Source organism: Roseateles sp. T103, assembly GCF_057219915.1.
In genome coordinates this window covers 654,553-673,834 of sequence record NZ_JBXVVS010000001.1, presented here as the reverse complement: position 1 = coordinate 673,834, position 19,282 = coordinate 654,553, and the positions used below count along the sequence as shown (strand labels likewise).

Below are 19,282 nucleotides of genomic sequence, written 5' to 3'. Positions count from 1 at the left end.
GCTCGGGCCTGCTGCTACTGCTCGACCAAGTCGGTACCCGGCGGCAGCGTGAAGCGGAAGCGCTCCGACGCGATGCTCGCGTTGGCAGCGACGGCGCTGAACTGCAGCAGCGAGCGCTGGCCGAAGCCGTCGACGACCTCCAGCGCGGCGAGCTCCCGGCCCTTGAAGCCGATGCGCAGGCTCTGCAGCATGCTGTCGGCCTGGCGAGGCGTGGCCAGCACCCAGCTCAGCCCCTGCTCGTCGGCCAGCGCCTTGAGCGCGAAGTCCCGCTCCAGATTGCCGCCTGCCAGCAGCGCTGCCGGCGTGGCGCCCAGCGCCTGATCGACCCGGCGCGAGCTGGCCTGCTGCAGATCGGGGTCGTAGATCCACACCTTCTTGCCGTCGGCGACGATCAGCTGCTCGAAGGGCTTGGTGTAGGCGAAGCGGAACTGGTTCGGGCGCTGGAACTCGAAGCTGCCCGAGGAGGTCTTCTTGCGCTTGCCGTCCGGCGAGGTGACGGTCTGGGTGAAGTCGGCGCGGCCACTCTTCACCTCGCGGCTGAAGTCCTTCAGGGTCTGCACCGCATCGGCCCAGACGGGCACCATGGCAGCGACCAGGGCCGCACCGATCAAGAGACGCTTACTCATCGCGTTTGGGGACGATCAATTCACGGCTGCCGTTGGTCGCCATGGCACCCACGAGGCCAGACTTTTCCATCTGCTCCAGCAGGCGGGCAGCGCGGTTGTAGCCAATGCGCAGGTGGCGCTGCACCAGCGAGATCGACGCGCGCTTGTGCTGCAGCACGATGGCCACCGCCTGGTCGTACATCGGGTCGGATTCGCCGTCGCCGCCAGCCACCAGGCCGGGCAGGCCGTCGCCGCCGCCCTCGCCTTCGAGCACGCCGCCCTCGAGGATGCCCTCGATGTAGTTGGGCTCGCCCTGCGACTTCAGGTACTCGACGACGCGGTGCACTTCCTCGTCGCTCACAAACGCGCCGTGCACCCGCACCGGCAGGCCGGTGCCCGAGGCCATGTAGAGCATGTCGCCCATGCCCAGCAGCGCCTCGGCGCCCATCTGGTCGAGGATGGTGCGGCTGTCGATCTTGGAGCTGACCTGGAAGGCGATGCGCGTTGGGATATTGGCCTTGATCAGGCCGGTGATCACGTCCACCGAGGGTCGCTGCGTGGCCAGGATCAGGTGGATGCCGGCGGCACGCGCCTTCTGCGCCAGACGGGCGATCAGCTCCTCGATCTTCTTGCCGACGACCATCATCAGGTCGGCCAGTTCGTCGATCACGACGACGATATGCGGCAGGCGCTCCAGCGGCTCAGGCTGCTCGGGCGTCAGGCTGAAGGGGTTGGCTATCTTCTCGCCGCGCTCGGCGGCCTCGTCGATCTTCTTGTTGTAGCCGGCCAGGTTGCGCACGCCCAGCTTGGACATCAGCTTGTAGCGCCGCTCCATCTCGCCCACGCACCAGTTCAGCGCGTTGGCGGCCTGCTTCATGTCGGTGACCACCGGGCACAGCAGATGCGGGATGCCCTCGTAGACGCTCATCTCAAGCATCTTCGGGTCGATCATGATCAGCCGCACATCGCGCGCCTCGGCCTTGTAGAGCAGCGAGAGGATCATCGCGTTGATGCCCACCGACTTGCCCGAGCCGGTGGTGCCGGCGACCAGGCAGTGCGGCATCTTGGCCAGGTCAGCGACGACCGGCGCACCGACGATGTCCTTACCCAGACCCATGGTCAGCATCGACGACGCGTCGGCATAGACCTGCGAGCCCAGGATCTCCGACAGACGGATGGTCTGGCGCCGCGCGTTCGGCAGCTCCAGCGCCATGTAGTTCTTGCCGGGGATGGTCTCGACGACGCGGATCGACACCAAGCTCAGCGAGCGGGCCAGATCCTTGGCCAGGTTGACGATCTGCGAGCCCTTCACGCCGGTGGCCGGCTCGATCTCGTAGCGCGTGATCACCGGGCCCGGCGACGCCGCCACCACCCGCACTTCGACGCCGAAATCCTTCAGCTTCTTCTCGATCATGCGGCTGGTCATTTCCAGCGATTCGGGCGTCACCGTCTCGACGCGACCGGGCGCCGCATCGAGCAGGTCGACCTGCGGCAGCTTGGTGTCGGACAGCTCGCTGAACAGCGGCTTCTGGCGCTCCTTGGCCACACGAGTGGACTGCGGCACCTCGACCACCGGCGCCTCGATGACGATGGGCTTGTGCTCCTCGACAACGTGGCGCTCGACCTCGACCACCTGCTCGCGCTCCAGCGCTGCCTGCTCGCCGGCACGCTGGTCCTCGGCGATCTCGCGACGCTCCTGCAAGCGTTCGCGCTGACCTTCGATCCAGCTGCCGATCAGCTCGGCCACGCGCACCCAGGAAAAGCGCAGCGCCAGAGACATGCCCACCAGCAGTCCGACGATCCACACCACGCCCGAGCCGGCGAAGCCCAGCACGCGCATGCCCCAGGGGCCCAGCGTGTAGCCCAGCACTCCACCGGCATGGCCGGGCAGCCTGGATTCCAGCGCATACAGGCGCGACCATTCCAGCGCGCAGCTGGACACCAGCAGCAGCACGAGGCCCAGCAACCACAGGCTGCGAGAGGGATGTGTGACGCCTGATTCCCCACCTCGCAACAGCGAAGCCAGGCTGCCCAGCCAGATGCGCAGGCCGATCAGCAGCAGCCACCAGGATGAGAAGCCGAAGCCGAAGAGCAGCAGGTCGGACACCCAGGCACCCAGGCTGCCGACCAGATTGCGCGTCGGCGCGCCCGTACCCGAGACGGAGAAGGCAGCATCGCCGCCGTTATGGCTGAGCAGCGCCAGCACGGCCAGCAGCCACACCAGGCCGCCGACCAGCAGCATCAGCGGCGAAGCGCCGCGGCCGGCCGGCCGGGCCGGGGCCGGAGCCTGCTGTCGCTTCTGACGCTTGTAGACCTTGTCGCCGGGCGCGCCCTCGTCGCCGCCCAACAGGGAACCCAGGGGAAAACTCATGGCGCGATTGTGACCCAGGATGCCCGGGCTTCGCGCTGCACCGTCACCTCTGCTGACAGTTCTGGCGAACCGGACCGGACAGGCCCGGCTGCCACCATCAGTCGTGCAGCTTTTCCTTGATGACCACCGAGCCGTTCTCCAGCGTCTCGATGACGCCGCGCTCTTCCAGGTCCTTCATCACGCGGCTGACCATCTCGCGCGAGGCGCCGACGACCTTGGCCATGTCCTGGCGCGAGACCTTGCCGCGGATGATCTTGATGCCCTTCTCTTCCTCAGCCATGTCCAGCAGCGTGCGGGCCACCCGACCATAGACGTCCAACAAGGCGAGGGACTCGATCTGGCGGTCGGCATTGCGCAGACGCGCGACCAGGCCACGGAGGATGCCGTAGGCCAGGCTGGAGGACTCGGGTAGGCAGCGGGCAAACTCGTTGCGTCCCAACACCAGCATGTCGGTCTGGACCTCGGCGCGCACCGTCGCCGAATGGGGCTCGTTGTCGATCAGGCTCATCTCGCCGACGTAGTCGCCAGGCTGCAGCACCGCCAGGATGACTTCCCGGCCGCGGCTGTCGGCAGTCAGCACGCGGGCCCGGCCGTTGAGCAGGATGAACAGCGCATTGGACTTGGTGCCCTGCTCGACGATCAGTTCACCGCGCTTGAAGCGGCGCTTGACGACGCTATCCGCGATGGCCTGCGCCTGGTCAGTGGTCAGGCGCGAAAACAGCGGCACCCTGCGGATCAGGTCCAGATTGGACAGCATCGCCATGTAATGAACTCCTCTGATTGCTGATCGGTTTGCAAGCTTGTACTTCTTGTCCCGACGCCGGCGCGGTGTAAGGCCGGTGCCTAGAATGCAGGCTATTGTGCCAACTAGGTCACGCTTTCCTATAGGGTCTAGGCCGTATCCTGCCCGCCGGACGCGCATCTGTGCCGTGACTGCAACTCACCGACCTGCCTCATGAGCCTCACCACCACCCATCACCAGTTGTTGATCCTGGGCTCCGGCCCGGCCGGCTACACCGCTGCGATCTATGCCGCACGTGCCAACCTCAAGCCCACGCTGATCACCGGCATGGCCCAGGGCGGCCAGCTGATGACCACCACCGAAGTCGACAACTGGCCGGCCGACGTGATGGGCGTGCAAGGGCCTGAGCTGATGCAGCGATTCCAGCAGCATGCCGAACGTTTCAACACCAGCATCGTCTTCGACCACATCAACAGCGTCGACTTCAGCAAGCGCCCCTTCACGCTGACCGGCGACAGCGGCGTCTACACCTGCGATGCGCTGATCATCGCCACCGGTGCCTCAGCCAAGTACCTGGGCCTGCCCTCGGAGACCGCCTTCATGGGTCGCGGGGTCAGCGGCTGCGCCACCTGTGACGGCTTCTTCTACCGCGGTCAGGAAGTCTGCGTGGTCGGCGGCGGCAACACTGCCGTCGAGGAAGCGCTTTACCTGTCGAACATCGCCAGCACCGTGCATCTGATCCATCGCCGCGACAAGTTCCGCGCCGAGCCCATCATGATCGACAAGCTGATGGAGAAGGCCGCCAGCGGCAAGATCAAGCTGCATCTGCACAGCACGCTGGACGAGGTGCTAGGAGACCAGAGCGGCGTCACCGGCGTGCGCATCAAGAGCACCACGGACGGCACGACGCAGGACATCGCCCTGCACGGCTGCTTCATCGCCATCGGCCACCAGCCCAACACTGACATCTTCAAGGGCCAACTGGAGATGAAGGACGGCTACATCGTCACCAGGAGCGGCCTCAATGGCTTCGCGACGATGACCAGCGTGCCAGGCATCTTCGCCGCCGGCGATGTGCAGGACCATGTCTACCGCCAGGCCATCACCAGCGCCGGCACCGGCTGCATGGCCGCGCTGGATGCGCAGCGCTTCCTGGAACAGGAAGAGCGCTGAGCCCTATGCCGCTGGCCGGAGGACGGCCGATCGGCTATACTTGCGGGCTTTCTTGCAAACCGCTGCGCAGATCTCGTGCTGCGCCGGGGACATCTTCCAGCAAGAACGGGTTACCGCCACCCTATGGCGAGGTGAGGCCAAGTGGCTGATCGGATCCACAAGGATCAATCAAGTGCTTGGCTGTATGACAAATCGGAGTGTCCACATGGCACGCGTCTGCGAAGTCACGGGCAAGAAGCCCATGGTCGGGAACAACGTTTCCCACGCCAACAACAAAACCAAGCGCCGGTTCCTGCCGAACCTGCAATACCGTCGTTTCTGGGTCGAGAGCGAGAACCGCTGGGTCCGCCTGCGCATCAGCAATGCTGCCCTGCGCCTGATCGACAAGAAGGGCATCGACGCCGTTCTGGCTGACCTGCGCGCGCGCGGCCAAGCCTAATCACAGACAAGGAGCGACACCATGGCATCCAAAGGCGGACGCGAAAAGATCAAGCTGGAATCGACTGCCGGCACCGGTCACTTCTACACGACCAACAAGAACAAGAAGACGACGCCCGAAAAGCTCGAATTCATGAAGTTCGATCCCAAGGCGCGCAAGCACGTGCTGTACAAGGAAACCAAGCTGAAGTGAGCTCGGCGCGCTTGGCGCGCATGCCACTCAGACAAGAAAGGCCCGTCGATGACGGGCCTTTTTTTGTCTGTCCTTGCCGCTCGGTGTATCGCCGAGACCCGCTCAGCGCTGGCTCGGGAATTCGCTCATCAGCCAGTCGTCCAGCATCACCTTTTCGTAGCGGTAGGCCTCGCTGTCGAAATACGGCATCACGCTGTCGAGGTATGCCACGCGGCTGAGTTCCGCATCACCCTCGCGAAATACCTCGCTGCCGGACTTCAGCACAAAGTGCAGCTTCATCCGCGGCCAGGTCACGTTCCGCAGGATACGAACCCGCTGCATCGAGCGTCCGACAGGCTCGATGGATCCCGCCAGGTCGACATCGCGGACTTCGACAAGCAGGCTCTGCCCTTGGGCGAGGCGCTTGGCGGCCTGCCGCTTCAGATGGGCGCTCAACTCACCCAACGCCCGCTCGCGATCTCGCTCCGACTCCTCGGCATCGGTGAAGCGCTCAGGCTGGATGAAGCGCACTTCCACCTGCTCAGCGCCAGCCGCATGTGCAGTCGCCGCCAGACCGATCAGCGCGAAGCAAGCGGCCATGCCCATCTTCCGCGCCTTGGCAGCAGGACCACTGCCCGACATCCCATTGCCAGTCACTGCCATGAAGAGCTCCTCATAGGTACGGAACCTCTAACTCCAACTCAGTATACGGAGCTCGCCATTAAAAAAGGCGCCGCGATGCGGCGCCTTTACCCTAGCGAAACGATGCGAGTGAACTGCGTCCGAATCAGACCCGCGCCGCACGCAGTTGCATCGAGAAAGCACGCAACTCAGCAATGCCGCTCTCTTCGGCCCGCTGGCACCAGCCCTGCAGATCGGCAACCAGTTGCTCCATCGACACATTGGTGCGCGTCCACAGCTGACGCAGTTCCTCGCGCATGCTCAGCAGCTTATCCAGCGCCGGACTGGCCGCGCGCACCTGAGCGATGTCCTGCTGGTAGGCGCTCGGGATGCGGTCCTGGTCACGGTGCACCCACCGCTTGGCCAGCTTGAACTGCTGCCACTGGGCGCTGTGCTGCTTGCCTTGGGCCTTGAGCCGGTCCAGCTCGGCGGAGCAGGCGCGCTTCAGCCCACGACCATAGTTCGCCATCACCTCGTAGCGATTGGCGATGATGGCCTCCAGCGTGGACTTGTCCGCAGCCAGCTTGACCTCGCCCTCGCGCAGCTTGGGCGCTGTCTTGCGCACCTTGGCCCAGCCGATCATCTCCATCGCGCGGATATAGCCCCAGCCAATATCGAACTCATAGGGCTTGACCGAGAACTTGGCGGAGGTCGGATAGGTGTGGTGGTTGTTGTGCAGCTCCTCGCCGCCGATGATGATGCCCCAGGGCGAGATATTGGTCGAAGCATCCTGCGCCTCGAAATTGCGATAGCCCCAGTAGTGACCGATGCCGTTGACGACGCCGGCGGCCCAGATCGGGATCCACAGCATCTGCACAGCCCAGATCGTGGCGCCGATGGCACCGAAAAGCGCCAGATTGACGATCAGCATCAGGCCCACGCCCTGCCAGCTGTAGCGGCTGTAGAGATTGCGCTCGATCCAGTCGTCCGGCACGCCATGGCTGAAGCGCGACAGGGTTTCCTGATTCTTGGCCTCGGCGCGGTAGAGTTCAGCCCCCTGCAGCAGCACCGTCTTGATGCCGCGGGTCTGCGGGCTGTGCGGATCATCGACCGTCTCGCACTTGGCGTGGTGCTTGCGATGGATGGCCACCCACTCCTTGGTCACCATGCCGGTGGTGAGCCACAGCCAGAGCCGGAAGAAGTGCGAAGGGATAGGCCCGAGGTCCAGTGCGCGGTGGGCCTGGCAGCGGTGCAGGAAGATCGTCACCGCCGCGATAGTGATATGGGTCATCACCAGCGTGTAGGCAAGGACCTGCCACCAGCTCGCATCGAGAAGGCCGTGGCCCAGCCACTGCACCAGCGCATCGCGCAGAGTCGTCAAAAGATTCATTCGGTACGGACCTTGCTCACCAGAGCTCGATGCGGGTTGATCAATGTCCCTGAATTGTAGGCGACACGCTGTCTGCCACCTCGGGCCATTCCCTCAGACAAGGGTCAGGCGCGCCGCTCCCAGACCGCGGCGAAGAAGCCGTCGGTCTGGTGACGATGCGGCCACAGCCGCAGATAGCCGTTTTCGCAGAGTTCGCCGGCCCGGGCCACATGGGCACGCTCCAGCGCTTCCTGCGCCGGCACGGCGACGAAATCCTTGTGCTGGGCGCCGAAGGCTTCGGCGATGCCCTCGTTCTCGGCGTCCAGCAGGCTGCAGGTCGCATAGACCAGCCGGCCGCCCGGCTTGACCAGGCGCGCCGCACTTTCCAGGATCGCTGCCTGCTTGGACTGCAACTCGGACACAGCTTGCGGCGATTGCCGCCATTTCAAGTCCGGATTGCGACGCAAAGTGCCCAGACCCGAGCACGGCGCGTCGACCAGCACGCGGTCGATCTTGCCGGCCAGGCGCTTGATGCGCTCGTCGCGCTCATGCGCGATCTGCGCCGGGTACACGTTGGACAGACCGCTCCGCGCCAGCCGCGGCTTGAGCTTATCCAGCCGGTAGCCCGAGACGTCGAAGGCGTAGAGCCGTCCGGTATTGCGCATCGCCGCACCGAGAGCGAGGGTCTTGCCGCCGGCACCGGCGCAGAAGTCCACCACCATCTCGCTGCGCTTGGCATCGAGCAACAGCGCCAGCAGCTGGCTGCCCTCGTCTTGCACCTCGACGGCACCGCTGGTGAAGACCTCCTGCTTGGACAGTCCGGGCTTGCCCTGCACGCGCAGACCGATAGGCGAATACGGCGTGGGCTCGGCCTCGATGCCACTGGCCTTCAGCGCCGCCTGCACCTCCTCGCGCTTGGCCTTGAAGGTATTGACGCGCAGGTCCAGCGGCGCTGCCTCGTTCATCGCCTGGGCCAGGGCCCAGAACTCCTGCTCACCCAGGCGCGCCAGCAGCGGCTCGGCCAGCCAGTCCGGCAAGTTGTGGCGCAGCTTCGGCGCCAACGTGCTGCGGTCGATGGTGGCGATCTCGTCCAGCCACTGCTGCTCCTGCTTGCTCAGCGCCTGGCGCAGGAAGTCCATGCTGCCCTGCCAGGCGAGCAGCGCCAGGCGGCGCTCCATCGGGCCGCTGCCCGACTGAGCCAGATGCTGGAACAGCAGACGCTGGCGCAGCACCGCATAGGCGGTTTCAGCCAGCGCATGGCGCTCGCGCTGGCCCAGGGCCTTGTGCTTGCGGAAGAAGGAGGAGACGAGGCCGTCGGCCGGGGCGTCAAACTTGAGCACGGCGCGCAGGAGCTCGCAGCTCAGATCGAGAAGGGCATTAGCATGCATGCCCTCGATTATCCCTGCCCACCCAGACGAGCCTTGCCATGAACGACTCAGACAGCGACCTGCCCGAGTTGCCCGACACACCACTGGGCCGCTACCGCCACTACAAGGGCGGCGAGTACGAGGTAATCGGCGTGGCCCGCCACAGCGAGACGCTGGAGCCACTGGTGCTGTATCGCCCGCTCTACCAGACCAGCGGCCTGTGGGTGCGGCCGCACGCGATGTTCTTCGAGACCGTGCTGGTGGACGGCATCGCGCAGCCGCGCTTCACGCCGCTGGCCGGCGACGACAGCGCGGCCGTCAAAGACCGCTGAACAGCTGCGTCTCGCCCTCAGTCTGGCGCACGCGGCCATCGGCCAGCAGCTCGACCTTGCCCTCGACGAACCAGCGCACCGCGCGCGGATACATGCGGTGCTCCTGCACGAGCACGCGCGCCGCCAGCACATCGGCGTCGTCGCCCGGCAGCACCGGTACCACCGCCTGCGCGACGATGGGTCCGTGGTCCAGCTGCGCGGTGACGAAGTGCACCGTCGCGCCGGCCAGCTGGCAGCCCATCGCGATCGCCTTCTCGTGCGTGTGCAGGCCAGGAAAGGCCGGCAGCAACGAGGGGTGGATGTTGAGCATGCGCCCTTCGTAGCGCGCGGTGAAGGCGCTGCCGACGATGCGCATGAAGCCAGCCATCACCACCAGATCCGGCGCATGGGCGTCGATCGCGCGGGCCAGCGCCGCGTCGAAATCCTCGCGGCTCGCGAAGGCCTTGTGATCCACCACCTCGGCGGCAATGCCGTGCGCGGCGGCGAACTTCAAGCCGGCGGCATCGGGCCGGTTGCTGATCACCGCGGCGATGCGCGCCGGCCAGCCCTCAGCCTGGCAGGACTTGACGATGGCCTCCATATTCGAACCACGGCCGGAGATCAGGATCACGATGCGTTTCATAGGGCCGGCAGTGTAGCCCCCCGGCCCTCCTCGAGCGCCCTCCCTACAATGCGCCGCTCAGCCCAGCCGCCCACGATGAGCACCGATTCCACCCCTGCCCTGCCCGCCCCCCGCGTCCTCTCGGGCATGCGCCCCACGGGCGCGCTGCACCTGGGCCACTACCACGGCGCGCTGAAGAACTGGCTGCGCCTGCAGGACACGCACGACTGCTTCTTCTTCGTCGCCGACTGGCATGCGCTGACCACCAGCCGCCCGGACCGCGCCACGCTGGAGCGCCATGTCTACGACATGGTGGTGGACTGGCTGGCCGCAGGCATAGACCCGGAGCGCAGCACCCTGTTCATCCAGAGCCGCATGCCCGAGCATGCCGAGCTGTTCACGCTGCTGGCGATGAGCACGCCGCTGAGCTGGCTAGAGCGCATTCCCAGCTTCAAGGATCTGTCAGCGAAGTCGCCGGACAGCGCCACCTACGGCATGCTGGGCTATCCGCTGCTGCAGGCTGCCGACATCCTGCTCTACAAGGCCGCGCTGGTGCCGGTCGGTGAAGACCAGCAGGCGCATGTGGAAGTCACGCGCGAAGTGGCGCGCCGCTTCAACCATCTCTACAGCGCTGCGCAGCCGCTGCTGGTCGAGCCCCAGGCCCTGCTCAGCGAAACCTCGCGCCTGGCCGGCCTCGATGGCCAGAAGATGAGCAAGAGCCACGGCAACGCGATCGCGATGCGCGACGAGCCGGCGGCCACCGAGCAGAAGATCCGCGCCATGCCCACCGACCCGCAGCGCGCGCGCCGCGGCGACCCCGGCGAACCTTCGCACTGCCCGGTCTGGCCTCTGCACCAGCTCTACAGCGACGAGGCCACGCGTACATGGGCCGCCCAGGGTTGCCGCAGCGCCGGCATCGGCTGCCTGGACTGCAAGCAGCCGCTGATCGACGCGATCCAGCGCGAGCAGGCCGGCTGGCGCGAACGCGCCGACCAGTACCTGGCCAATCCCAAGCAGGTGCACTGGATCGTCGAGGTCGGCACTGAACGCGCCCGCGCGGTGGCGCGCAAGACCCTGCGCGAATTCCGCGGCGCCATGGGCCTGAGCTATTGATCTGAATGGCCGGCATCCACATCACCGACATCGAGGCGGCCATCAACTGGTGGCGCGCGCGCAAGCCCTCGGCGGACGGCCTGTCGGCCTGCGCCGAGGTGCAGGCGCTCGCCGAGGTCTATGCACTGCTGATCTACCACCGCGACAGCGAGTGCGACGAAGACCGCATGCCCGCCGCCGCCAAGGACGCCTGGCTGGCCTGGTATGCGAGCACGCCTGACGCGCCCTGCATCGCGATCTGCTCGACCAGCCAGGGCGACGAGGTCTGCAAGGGCTGCGGCCGAACCTTCGACGAGGTGCAGCACTGGCCGGTGCTGACGCCGGCGGAGAAGCGTGCCACCTGGCGGCGCATCACGCTGGAAGGCACGGCCTGGCGCTTCAACCGCTATGCCGAGCGCGCGCTGGGCAACGCGACTCCGCCGGAGCCGCTGGCATGAGCCCGGGCCTGCTCGACAGCCTGCGCCGTATCGCACCTCAGGCCTGGCCGGTGTTCGTGGGCCAGATCGCGGTGCTGGCTTTCTCCACCGTGGACACCATACTGCTGGCGCGCCATTCGGCGCTGGACCTCGCCGCGCTCGCGGTCGGCGCCGCCTGCTACATGACGGTGTTCGTCGGCCTGATGGGCGTGGTGATCGCGGTCGGCCCGATGGCCGGCCAGCTCTACGGCGCGAAGAAGCTGCCCGAGGCCGGCGACCAGCTGCATCAGGCGATCTGGCTGGCGCTGGCGCTGACCCTCGTCGGCGAGATCTTCCTGCTCTGGCCCGAGCCCTTCCTGGCGCTGGCCCAGACCACGCCGGACGTCGAGCAGCGCGTGCGCGGTTATCTGCACATGCTGGCGCTGGGCCTGCCGGCAGCGCTGGTCTTCGCAGCGATCCGCGGCTTCAATACCGCGGTCTCGCGGCCCAAGGTGATCATGGCGCTGCAGGTCGGCGGCCTGGCCGCCAAGGTGCCGCTGAGCGCGCTGCTGATCCAGGGCTTCGCGCTGCCGGCCGGCCTGCCCGCGGTTCCGTCGCTGGGCGCCACCGGCGCCGCGCTGGCTACGACGCTGGTGATGTGGGGCCAGGTGCTGCTGGGCTGGCTGCTGCTGCGCCGCGACGCCTTCTATGCGCCCTTCGGCCTGCAACAGGGCGGTCTGCATAGGCCACGTTGGGACATCATCCGGCGCCAGCTGCGCCTGGGCGTACCCATGGGCCTGTCCATCCTGATCGAGGTGACCGGCTTCACCTTCATGGCCATCTTCATCGCGCGCCTGGGCGCCACCGTGGTGGCCGGCCACCAGCTGGCGGTGAACCTGGCCGCGCTGATGTTCATGCTGCCGATGGCGCTGGGCAATGCCACGGCGACGCTGGTGGCGCAGAGCCTGGGCGCGCGCCACTGGGACGACGCGCGCCGGCTGGGCCGCCATGGCACGGAGATCGGCCTGATCGCCTCGGCCACGCTGGCCGGCGCAATCTTCCTGCTGCGCGAACAGGTGCTGGGCCTGTACACGCATGACGCGGCCATCATCGCTGCGGCGCTGCCGCTGCTGCTCTGGTTATGGATCTTCCACACCGCCGACGCGGTGCAGACCGTGGCTGCTGCTGTGCTGCGCGCCCATCACATCGCCACGCTGCCGATGCTGGTCTACGCGCTGGCGATCTGGGGGGTGGGCCTGGGCGGCGGCTATCACCTCGCCTACAGCGGCGCGCCCTGGGTACCGGCCGAGCTGCGTGGCGCAGGCGGCTTCTGGGTCGCGGCCTCCGCCGGCCTGACGATCTCGGCACTGGCGCTGTGGGCGCTGCTGGCCTGGGTGCATCGCCAGGAGGCCGGCGAGCGCAGCTGAACGCCGCAAAGACAGCCCGCCGTCAGCTCGCCTTCAGGCGGCCGGCAGGCTGAGCACGAAGCAGGACCCCCCGTCTGCCCGCGACTCGCAGACGACGCGGCCCTCATGCCGCTCGGCGATCTGCTTGACCAGGCTCAGGCCCAGGCCGACGCCGCCGGCCCGCTCCGCGTGGCCGGGCAGGCGGAAGAACGGCTCGAAGATGCGCTCGCGCATGTCCTCCGGCACGCCCGGACCGCGGTCGCAGACGCGTATCTCGATGCGCGCCGCATCGCCGCGACGCAACTCGAGCAGCACCTCGTCGCCGCCGTAGCGTCTGGCGTTCTCGAGCAGATTGCGCAGCGCGCGGCGCAGCAGGCGCTCGTCGCCCCGCGCGACGAAGCTGTCCGCGCCGCCCTGTGTCTGCAGCTCTGCGCCGCAGCGCACCGCCTCTTCGGCGGCCAGTCCGAGCAGGTCCACTCGCTCCTGCGCAGCGGGCTGCGCGCCGGCCTCCAGGCGGCTGGCCAGCAGCACTTCCTCGACCAGTGCGTCGAGCTCGGCGATGTTGGTGACGATCTCGCGCCTGAGCTGCTCGCGCCGCTCCGGCGCTGCATCGTCAAGCATGGCGAAGGCCATCTTCAGGCGCGCCAGCGGCGAGCGCAGCTCGTGGCTGGCATTGGCCAGCAGGCTGCGGTGCGAGCGCACCAGTTCCTCGATGCGCGCGGCCGCGCTGTTGAAGCTGCGCGCCAGCGCCCCGACCTCGTCGCGGCCCTCGTCGACCACGCGCAGATCGAGCTGGCCGGAACCGAACTGCTCGACGCCCTGCTTCAGGTGCTCCAGCCTCCGCGTCAGGCGGCGCACCACCGGGTAGGCGGCGATCGCGACGGCAAGAAAGAGCAGCACCAGCAGCAGCACCAGAATCTGGCCAGGCGGCAGCGCAGCACCAAAAGTGTTCCACCAGCTGCGCGGCTCGCGCTCCCCAGGCGGACCACCACGTGCCAGCGGCGGGGCCATCTCTGTACCGGCGTCGCGCCGGGCATGGAACTCGGCCGGGCCGCCGGGATGCGGGCCTGGCGGCGGACCGGCACCATCCGGTCCGGCTGGCAGGCCGGGCGGCCGCTCGCCGGCCGGCTCGGGCGGCGGTCCGCGGCGCTCGCGGCCCGGACCGAACGGCCGTGGCAGACGCAGCATCACCAGGCTACGCCCATCGCCGAGGGCAACGCTGCTGCGGCGCACGCCGGGCGCGTCTTCGTAGCGCTCGAAGAAGGACGAGGCAGCGATGCGTTCGTCGCCGCTGTCCCGCAGTTCGATAGGCATGCGCAGCCTTTGGCCCCAGTCCTCCAGCGCTGCGGCCTGCTGCTCGCGCGGCGCATCGGCCGCCGGCAGCGCGCGCTGGATCAGCACCGCCATCGCGACAAGCCGCTCATTGGCGGCGGCGTCGAAATTGCCGCGCTCCTGCTCGATCTGGCGCTGGAACAGCCAGGCGGCGCCAAAGGCAAACGCCAGCAGCAGCGCCACCAGCGTCAGATAGATGCGCAGGTAAAGGCTTTTCAATGCGGGCTTTCCGGACAGCGGCAAAGACTCAGCTGTCGCCGTCGGCGTCCTGCTTGCGCGCGAACACGTAGCCGACGCCGCGCACGGTCAGCACGCGTCGGGGACTCTTGGGATCGTCCTCGATCACTGCGCGGATGCGCGACACATGCACGTCGATCGAGCGGTCGAAGGCATCGAGCGGATGGCCCTTGAGGGAGTCCATGATCTGGTCGCGCGTCAGCACCCGGCCCGGGCTCTGCGCCAGCACCACCAGCAGGTCGAACTGGTGGCTGGTCAGCTCGCAGGGCCTGCCGTCCAGGCGCGCCACGCGAGCCGCCAGATCGATCTCCAGCCGGCCGAAACGCAGCACATCGTCGCCCTGCTCGTCAGGGCCGCTGCGGCGCAGCAGCGCCTTCACGCGGGCCTGCAGCTCGCGCGGCTCGAAAGGCTTGGCCAGGTAGTCGTCGGCGCCGAGCTCCAGACCCAGGATGCGGTCCATCGGCTCGCCGCGCGCCGACAGCATCAGCACCGGCAGGCGGCGCAGTCGAGGCTGGCGACGCAGCATGCGGCAGAAGTCCAGGCCATCGCCATCGGGCAGCATCAGATCGAGCACCAGCAGGTCGGGCACACGGGCCTCCAGGGCCTGGCGGCCCTGAGCCAGCGTGCCAGCAACCTCGACATCGAAGCCGGCCGCACGCAGATAGTCGGACAGCATGCCGGTCAGGCGGGCATCGTCGTCGATCAGCAGCAGGCGTTGTTGACTCATGGGGGCAGACCGGGCGCGATCGCTGCACAGGGCAGCGCGGCGCGCCTGGCTCGTCAGCGGGGGCGGAGCAAGCATAAGCGAGCCCGAGTCCTTACTGGCCGCCGCTGCCTGCCGGGCCGCGGTCCTTCATGCGCTCAGCGCGGCGCGCATCGCGTTTGGCCATGCGTTCAGCCAGCTTGGCGCGCTGCTCGGGGCTCAGCACCTGGGCTGCGTCGACCATGGCCCGGCTCATGCGCTTGCTGATCGCGTCATGCTGGGCCTGCATCTGCTGCCGCTTGGCCTCGATGGCGGCGGTGTCGATGGTCGCCGCCGTGAACAGCTTGCGGCTGTCCTGGTGCAGCTGCCGCAGCGCATCGTGCTGCGGCTTGAGCTCAGTGAAGGCCGCATCCATGATCGCGCGGATCTGCTTGCGCTGGGTCTCGCTGGCGTCCACCGCATCGAGCATCCGCCCCGCCATAGGCGCCGGCCCGTAGCCGGGGCCGCCATGGTTCGGATGGCCAGGGCCGCCATGCCCACCGGGCATCGCGTGCACAGCGACGCCGGCGCCCAGCGCCAGCGGCACGGCCAGGGCTGCCGCCTTGACCCACTTCATCAAACGCAGCTTGTTCATCTCGCACTCCTGTTACATCGGGGTGTGCAGATGGTCGGCCCAGGCCGTTGCGCAGCGATGCCGGCGGCGTAAAGAACTGTGAAGCGGCAACAAGACGCAAGGGGCCCGCAGGCCCCTTGCTAATGCTGCACCCGATGCAGGACGGACTTACTTGATCGACTTGAAGCGCGCGCGCTTGGGGCGGGCGCCTTCCTCACCGAGACGCTTGACCTTGTCGGCCTCGTACTCGGTGAAGTTGCCGTCGAAGAACACCCACTTGGCATCGCCTTCGAAGGCGAGGATGTGGGTACAGATGCGGTCCAGGAACCAGCGATCGTGCGAGATCACCATCGCGCTGCCGCCGAACTCCAGCAGCGCCTCTTCCAGCGCGCGCAGGGTTTCGACGTCGAGGTCGTTGGACGGCTCGTCGAGCATCAGCACATTGCCGCCCTGGGCCAGAGTCTTGGCCAGGTGCAGACGGCCGCGCTCACCGCCGGAGAGGTTGCCCACCAGCTTCTGCTGGTCGTTGCCCTTGAAGTTGAAGCGGCCGATGTAGGCGCGGCTGGGCATGACGAACTTGCCGACGACGATGTTGTCCAGGCCGCCGGACACGTCCTCCCAGACGGTCTTGCTGCCGTCCAGGCTGGCGCGGCTCTGATCCACGAAGGCCAGCTTGGCGGTCTTGCCGATGACCACCTCGCCGCTATCCGGAGTCTCGGTGCCCTGGATCATGCGGAACAGCGTGGACTTGCCGGCGCCGTTGGGGCCGATGATGCCGACAATGGCGCCGGGCGGCACGCGGAAGCTCAGATCCTCGATCAGCACGCGGTCGCCGAAGCTCTTGGTGACGTTCTTGAACTCGATCACCTCGTTGCCCAGACGCTCGGCCACCGGGATGAAGATCTCGTTGGTCTCGTTGCGCTTCTGGTAGTCGACGTCGGAGAGCTCCTCGAAGCGGGCCAGACGCGCCTTGCTCTTGGCCTGACGGCCCTTGGCGTTGGAGCGCACCCACTTGAGCTCCTCCTTCATCGCCTTCATGCGCGCGTCTTCGCTCTTCTGCTCCTGCTCCAGGCGGCGCTCCTTCTGGTCCAGCCAGTCGGAGTAGTTGCCCTTCCAGGGAATGCCGTGGCCACGGTCCAGCTCGAGAATCCACTCGGCCGCGTTGTCCAGGAAGTAGCGGTCGTGGGTGATCGCCACCACGGTACCGGGGAAGCGCTGCAGGAACTGCTCCAGCCAGTGCACGCTCTCGGCGTCCAGGTGGTTGGTCGGCTCGTCGAGCAGCAGCATGTCGGGCTTGCTCAGCAGCAGGCGGCACAGCGCCACGCGGCGCTTCTCACCACCGGAGAGGTGCTCGATCTTGGCGTCCCAGGGCGGCAGGTTCAGCGCGTCGGCCGCCAGCTCCAGCTGCAGGTCGGTGTTCTCGGAGCCGGCCGCGGCGATGATCGCTTCCAGCTCGGCCTGCTCGGCAGCCAGCTTGTCGAAGTCGGCATCCGGCTCGGCATACTCGGCATAGACCTCGTCCAGGCGCTTCTTGGCCGCCAGCACGCCGCCGATGCCTTCCTCGACCGCCTCACGCACGGTCTGCTCGGGGTCGAGCTTGGGCTCCTGCTCCAGGTAGCCGATCTTGATGCCCGGCATGGGCACGGCCTCGCCCTCGAACTCCTTGTCGACGCCAGCCATGATCTTCAGCAGCGTGGACTTGCCGGAACCGTTCAGGCCCAGCACGCCGATCTTGGCGCCGGGGAAGAAGGACAGCGAGATGTCCTTGAGGATGTGGCGTTTGGGGGGAACCGTCTTGTTGACACGGTTCATCGAGAAGACGTATTGCGCCATGGCGGGGCTGTTCCTGCGGTTAGCTTTGCGAGTCTTGGGGGGAGCGTTGCCGGCCCTGGGATCATCACGATCGGCCTCGGCCCGCATGCGCCCCTTGGCGGGACGCGAAGGTTTGTATTGTCGCAGTTTCGCGCCGAGCCGGCCCATCGCGCTGCCGGCAGCGCCTTCAGCAAGGCTGAGCCTATAATGCGCACCAACGCTGCGGACCACCAGTCTTCCGCGGCGTTTGTTTTTTCCAGAGCCCTGCACGCTCCCAACAGCCGGCCCGACGACTGGCGCTGCACACCCTGTACAGCGCGGCCCTGCACTCAAGCGCGACGTGCACAACAAGCAGTCAATGACATTTGAATCCCTGGGCCTGGCCGCCCCGCTTCTCAAGGCCATCGCCGACGCCGGCTACACCACGCCGACTCCCATCCAAAACCAAGCAATTCCCGCCGTCCTCAAGGGCGGCGACCTGCTCGCCGGCGCCCAGACCGGCACCGGCAAGACCGCCGGCTTCACGCTGCCGATGCTGCATCGCCTCAGCGAAGGCCAGCCGGTGCGCAACGCGCGCGGCAAGGCCATGGTGCGCGCGCTGGTGCTGACCCCCACCCGCGAACTCGCCGCCCAGGTCGAGGAAAGCGTCAAGACCTACGGCAAGTACCTGCCGCTGACCAGCATGGTCATGTTCGGCGGCGTCGGCATGCAGCCGCAGATCAACCGCCTGCGCGACGGCGTCGACATCCTGGTGGCCACGCCCGGCCGCCTGCTCGACCACCACCAGCAGGGCACGCTGGACCTGTCCAAGGTCGAAATCCTGGTGCTCGACGAAGCCGACCGCATGCTGGACATGGGCTTCATCCACGACATCAAGAAAGTGCTGGCCGTGCTGCCGCCCAAGCGGCAGAACCTGCTGTTCTCCGCCACCTTCAGCGACGACATCAAGGCCCTGGCCGACCGGCTGCTGAACCAGCCGGCGCTGATTGAGGTGGCGCGTCGCAACCAGACCAACGATGCGATCGCGCAGAAGATCCACCCGGTGGCGCGCGAGAAGAAGAAGGAGCTGCTCGCCCATCTGATCAAGAGCGGCGACTGGCACCAGGTGCTGGTGTTCACGCGCATGAAGCATGGCGCCAACCGCCTGGCCGATTACCTGAACGACCAGGGCATCAGCGCGATGGCCATCCACGGCAACAAGAGCCAGGGCGCGCGCACCAAGGCGCTGTCCGAGTTCAAGGCCGGCACGCTGCAAGTGCTGGTAGCGACTGACATCGCGGCCCGCGGCATCGACATCGACCAGCTGCCCCACGTCGTCAACTTCGAGCTGCCCAACGTGCCCGAGGACTATGTGCACCGCATCGGCCGCACCGGCCGCGCCGGCGCCCAGGGCGAGGCGGTGTCGCTGGTCTGCGTGGACGAGAACCTGTTCCTGCGCGACATCGAGAAGCTGATCAAGCGCGAGATCCCCAAGGAAATCGTGCCCGGCTATGCACCCGATCCCAACGAGAAGCCCGAGCCCATCGTGCTGGGCCGCATGGTGCTCAACCCCAACGGCAGTCGCGGCCGCGCGCCTGGCGGCGGCGGTGGTGGTCGGGGCGGTCGTCCCGGTGGACATGGAGGTGGCGGTGGCCAACGCCAAGGCCAGGGTGGCGGCCAGGGTCGCCCGCAGCAGGGCCAGGGCAGCGGCCAGGGCCGTGCCCAGCAGCCGGCAGCCAAGAAGGCCCAGCAACCCCAGGGCAACCATCCGCGCCCGGGCGGCAACACCGGCCATGCCAACGGCCCGCGCCACGACGGCGGCGCCCCGCGGCACAACAACGGCCCGCGCCTGACCCAGCCCAAGCGCTGAAGCCACAGCGCAGCCGCGGCACGACGTGCCG

19 protein-coding genes are annotated in these 19,282 nt (G+C 67.4%); 8 read left to right on the top strand and 11 right to left on the bottom strand.

Going from position 1 to position 19,282, the window contains the following annotated elements:
* Positions 1 to 14 precede the first annotated feature (14 nt).
* From lolA to AC2EBS_RS02965, 3 genes are all read right to left on the bottom strand, one after another.
* Positions 15 to 626: an outer membrane lipoprotein periplasmic chaperone LolA gene (lolA, locus tag AC2EBS_RS02975; RefSeq protein ID WP_484726885.1), complete on the bottom strand. Its 612-nt coding sequence runs from the start codon at positions 624 to 626 to the stop codon at positions 15 to 17.
* Positions 619 to 2,847, bottom strand: coding sequence for a DNA translocase FtsK (locus tag AC2EBS_RS02970; protein ID WP_484727551.1), 2,229 nt, complete (start codon positions 2,845 to 2,847; stop codon positions 619 to 621). Before AC2EBS_RS02970 ends, lolA begins: the two co-directional genes overlap by 8 nt.
* A 226-nt stretch (positions 2,848 to 3,073) precedes the next feature.
* Complete coding sequence (locus tag AC2EBS_RS02965; RefSeq protein ID WP_484726884.1) at positions 3,074 to 3,739, bottom strand: Crp/Fnr family transcriptional regulator; 666 nt, start codon at positions 3,737 to 3,739, stop codon at positions 3,074 to 3,076.
* 192 nt (positions 3,740 to 3,931) lie between these two features.
* On the opposite strand from AC2EBS_RS02965, the gene trxB reads away from it, so the two are divergent.
* From trxB to rpmG, 3 genes are all read left to right on the top strand, one after another.
* The gene (trxB, locus tag AC2EBS_RS02960) at positions 3,932 to 4,891 is read left to right on the top strand and encodes a thioredoxin-disulfide reductase (protein WP_484726883.1); all 960 of its coding nucleotides are present in this window, start codon (positions 3,932 to 3,934) and stop codon (positions 4,889 to 4,891) included.
* 205 nt (positions 4,892 to 5,096) lie between these two features.
* Positions 5,097 to 5,330, top strand: coding sequence for a 50S ribosomal protein L28 (gene rpmB / locus AC2EBS_RS02955; RefSeq protein ID WP_022979438.1), 234 nt, complete (start codon positions 5,097 to 5,099; stop codon positions 5,328 to 5,330).
* Positions 5,331 to 5,351: 21 nt separating this feature from the next.
* Positions 5,352 to 5,522 carry a 50S ribosomal protein L33 gene (rpmG, locus tag AC2EBS_RS02950; RefSeq protein WP_058934741.1) on the top strand — a complete coding sequence of 57 codons (171 nt, stop codon included), beginning with the start codon at positions 5,352 to 5,354 and terminating at the stop codon, positions 5,520 to 5,522.
* Between the two features lie 102 nt (positions 5,523 to 5,624).
* Here the strand turns inward: rpmG and AC2EBS_RS02945 are convergent, their stop codons facing one another.
* The 3 genes from AC2EBS_RS02945 to AC2EBS_RS02935 all read right to left on the bottom strand — a co-directional run bounded on the left by AC2EBS_RS02945 (position 5,625) and on the right by AC2EBS_RS02935 (position 8,879).
* On the bottom strand, positions 5,625 to 6,164 hold the full coding sequence (locus tag AC2EBS_RS02945; RefSeq protein ID WP_484726882.1) for a DUF3016 domain-containing protein: 540 nt from the start codon (positions 6,162 to 6,164) through the stop codon (positions 5,625 to 5,627).
* A gap of 124 nt (positions 6,165 to 6,288) precedes the next feature.
* Complete coding sequence (locus AC2EBS_RS02940; RefSeq protein ID WP_484726881.1) at positions 6,289 to 7,512, bottom strand: DesA family fatty acid desaturase; 1,224 nt, start codon at positions 7,510 to 7,512, stop codon at positions 6,289 to 6,291.
* A 104-nt stretch (positions 7,513 to 7,616) separates the two neighbouring features.
* A complete protein-coding gene (locus AC2EBS_RS02935; protein WP_484726880.1) occupies positions 7,617 to 8,879 on the bottom strand; it encodes an RsmB/NOP family class I SAM-dependent RNA methyltransferase in 1,263 nt (420 codons plus the stop codon).
* 38 nt (positions 8,880 to 8,917) lie between these two features.
* Here AC2EBS_RS02935 and AC2EBS_RS02930 point away from each other — a divergent pair, with 38 nt between their 5' ends.
* Positions 8,918 to 9,190, top strand: coding sequence for a DUF1653 domain-containing protein (locus AC2EBS_RS02930; RefSeq protein WP_484726879.1), 273 nt, complete (start codon positions 8,918 to 8,920; stop codon positions 9,188 to 9,190).
* On the opposite strand, the gene purN is transcribed toward AC2EBS_RS02930, so the two are convergent.
* Complete coding sequence (gene purN / locus AC2EBS_RS02925) at positions 9,177 to 9,812, bottom strand: phosphoribosylglycinamide formyltransferase (protein ID WP_484726878.1); 636 nt, start codon at positions 9,810 to 9,812, stop codon at positions 9,177 to 9,179. The two genes, AC2EBS_RS02930 and purN, sit on opposite strands and share 14 nt — an antisense overlap.
* 99 nt (positions 9,813 to 9,911) lie before the next feature.
* On the opposite strand from purN, the gene trpS reads away from it, so the two are divergent.
* Genes trpS through AC2EBS_RS02910 form a run of 3 tightly spaced genes read left to right on the top strand, consistent with a single transcriptional unit; the run spans position 9,912 to position 12,726 of the window.
* Complete coding sequence (trpS, locus tag AC2EBS_RS02920; protein ID WP_484727550.1) at positions 9,912 to 10,904, top strand: tryptophan--tRNA ligase; 993 nt, start codon at positions 9,912 to 9,914, stop codon at positions 10,902 to 10,904.
* A gap of 5 nt (positions 10,905 to 10,909) precedes the next feature.
* Positions 10,910 to 11,341 (top strand): DUF3717 domain-containing protein, encoded by a 432-nt coding sequence (locus tag AC2EBS_RS02915; RefSeq protein WP_484726877.1) that lies wholly within the window; start codon positions 10,910 to 10,912, stop codon positions 11,339 to 11,341.
* On the top strand, positions 11,338 to 12,726 hold the full coding sequence (locus tag AC2EBS_RS02910; protein WP_484726876.1) for an MATE family efflux transporter: 1,389 nt from the start codon (positions 11,338 to 11,340) through the stop codon (positions 12,724 to 12,726). The genes AC2EBS_RS02915 and AC2EBS_RS02910 overlap by 4 nt, the downstream gene beginning before the upstream one ends.
* Before the next feature lie 33 nt (positions 12,727 to 12,759).
* Here the strand turns inward: AC2EBS_RS02910 and AC2EBS_RS02905 are convergent, their stop codons facing one another.
* From AC2EBS_RS02905 to ettA, 4 genes are all read right to left on the bottom strand, one after another.
* A complete protein-coding gene (locus AC2EBS_RS02905; RefSeq protein WP_484726875.1) occupies positions 12,760 to 14,256 on the bottom strand; it encodes a sensor histidine kinase in 1,497 nt (498 codons plus the stop codon).
* 28 nt (positions 14,257 to 14,284) lie between these two features.
* Positions 14,285 to 15,001 carry a response regulator gene (locus AC2EBS_RS02900; protein ID WP_484726874.1) on the bottom strand — a complete coding sequence of 239 codons (717 nt, stop codon included), beginning with the start codon at positions 14,999 to 15,001 and terminating at the stop codon, positions 14,285 to 14,287.
* A gap of 91 nt (positions 15,002 to 15,092) precedes the next feature.
* Positions 15,093 to 15,611 carry a Spy/CpxP family protein refolding chaperone gene (locus AC2EBS_RS02895; protein ID WP_484726873.1) on the bottom strand — a complete coding sequence of 173 codons (519 nt, stop codon included), beginning with the start codon at positions 15,609 to 15,611 and terminating at the stop codon, positions 15,093 to 15,095.
* Positions 15,612 to 15,758: 147 nt separating this feature from the next.
* Positions 15,759 to 17,423 carry an energy-dependent translational throttle protein EttA gene (gene ettA / locus AC2EBS_RS02890; RefSeq protein WP_484726872.1) on the bottom strand — a complete coding sequence of 555 codons (1,665 nt, stop codon included), beginning with the start codon at positions 17,421 to 17,423 and terminating at the stop codon, positions 15,759 to 15,761.
* Between the two features lie 337 nt (positions 17,424 to 17,760).
* On the opposite strand from ettA, the gene AC2EBS_RS02885 reads away from it, so the two are divergent.
* On the top strand, positions 17,761 to 19,251 hold the full coding sequence (locus AC2EBS_RS02885; RefSeq protein WP_484726871.1) for a DEAD/DEAH box helicase: 1,491 nt from the start codon (positions 17,761 to 17,763) through the stop codon (positions 19,249 to 19,251).
* Positions 19,252 to 19,282 lie beyond the last annotated feature (31 nt).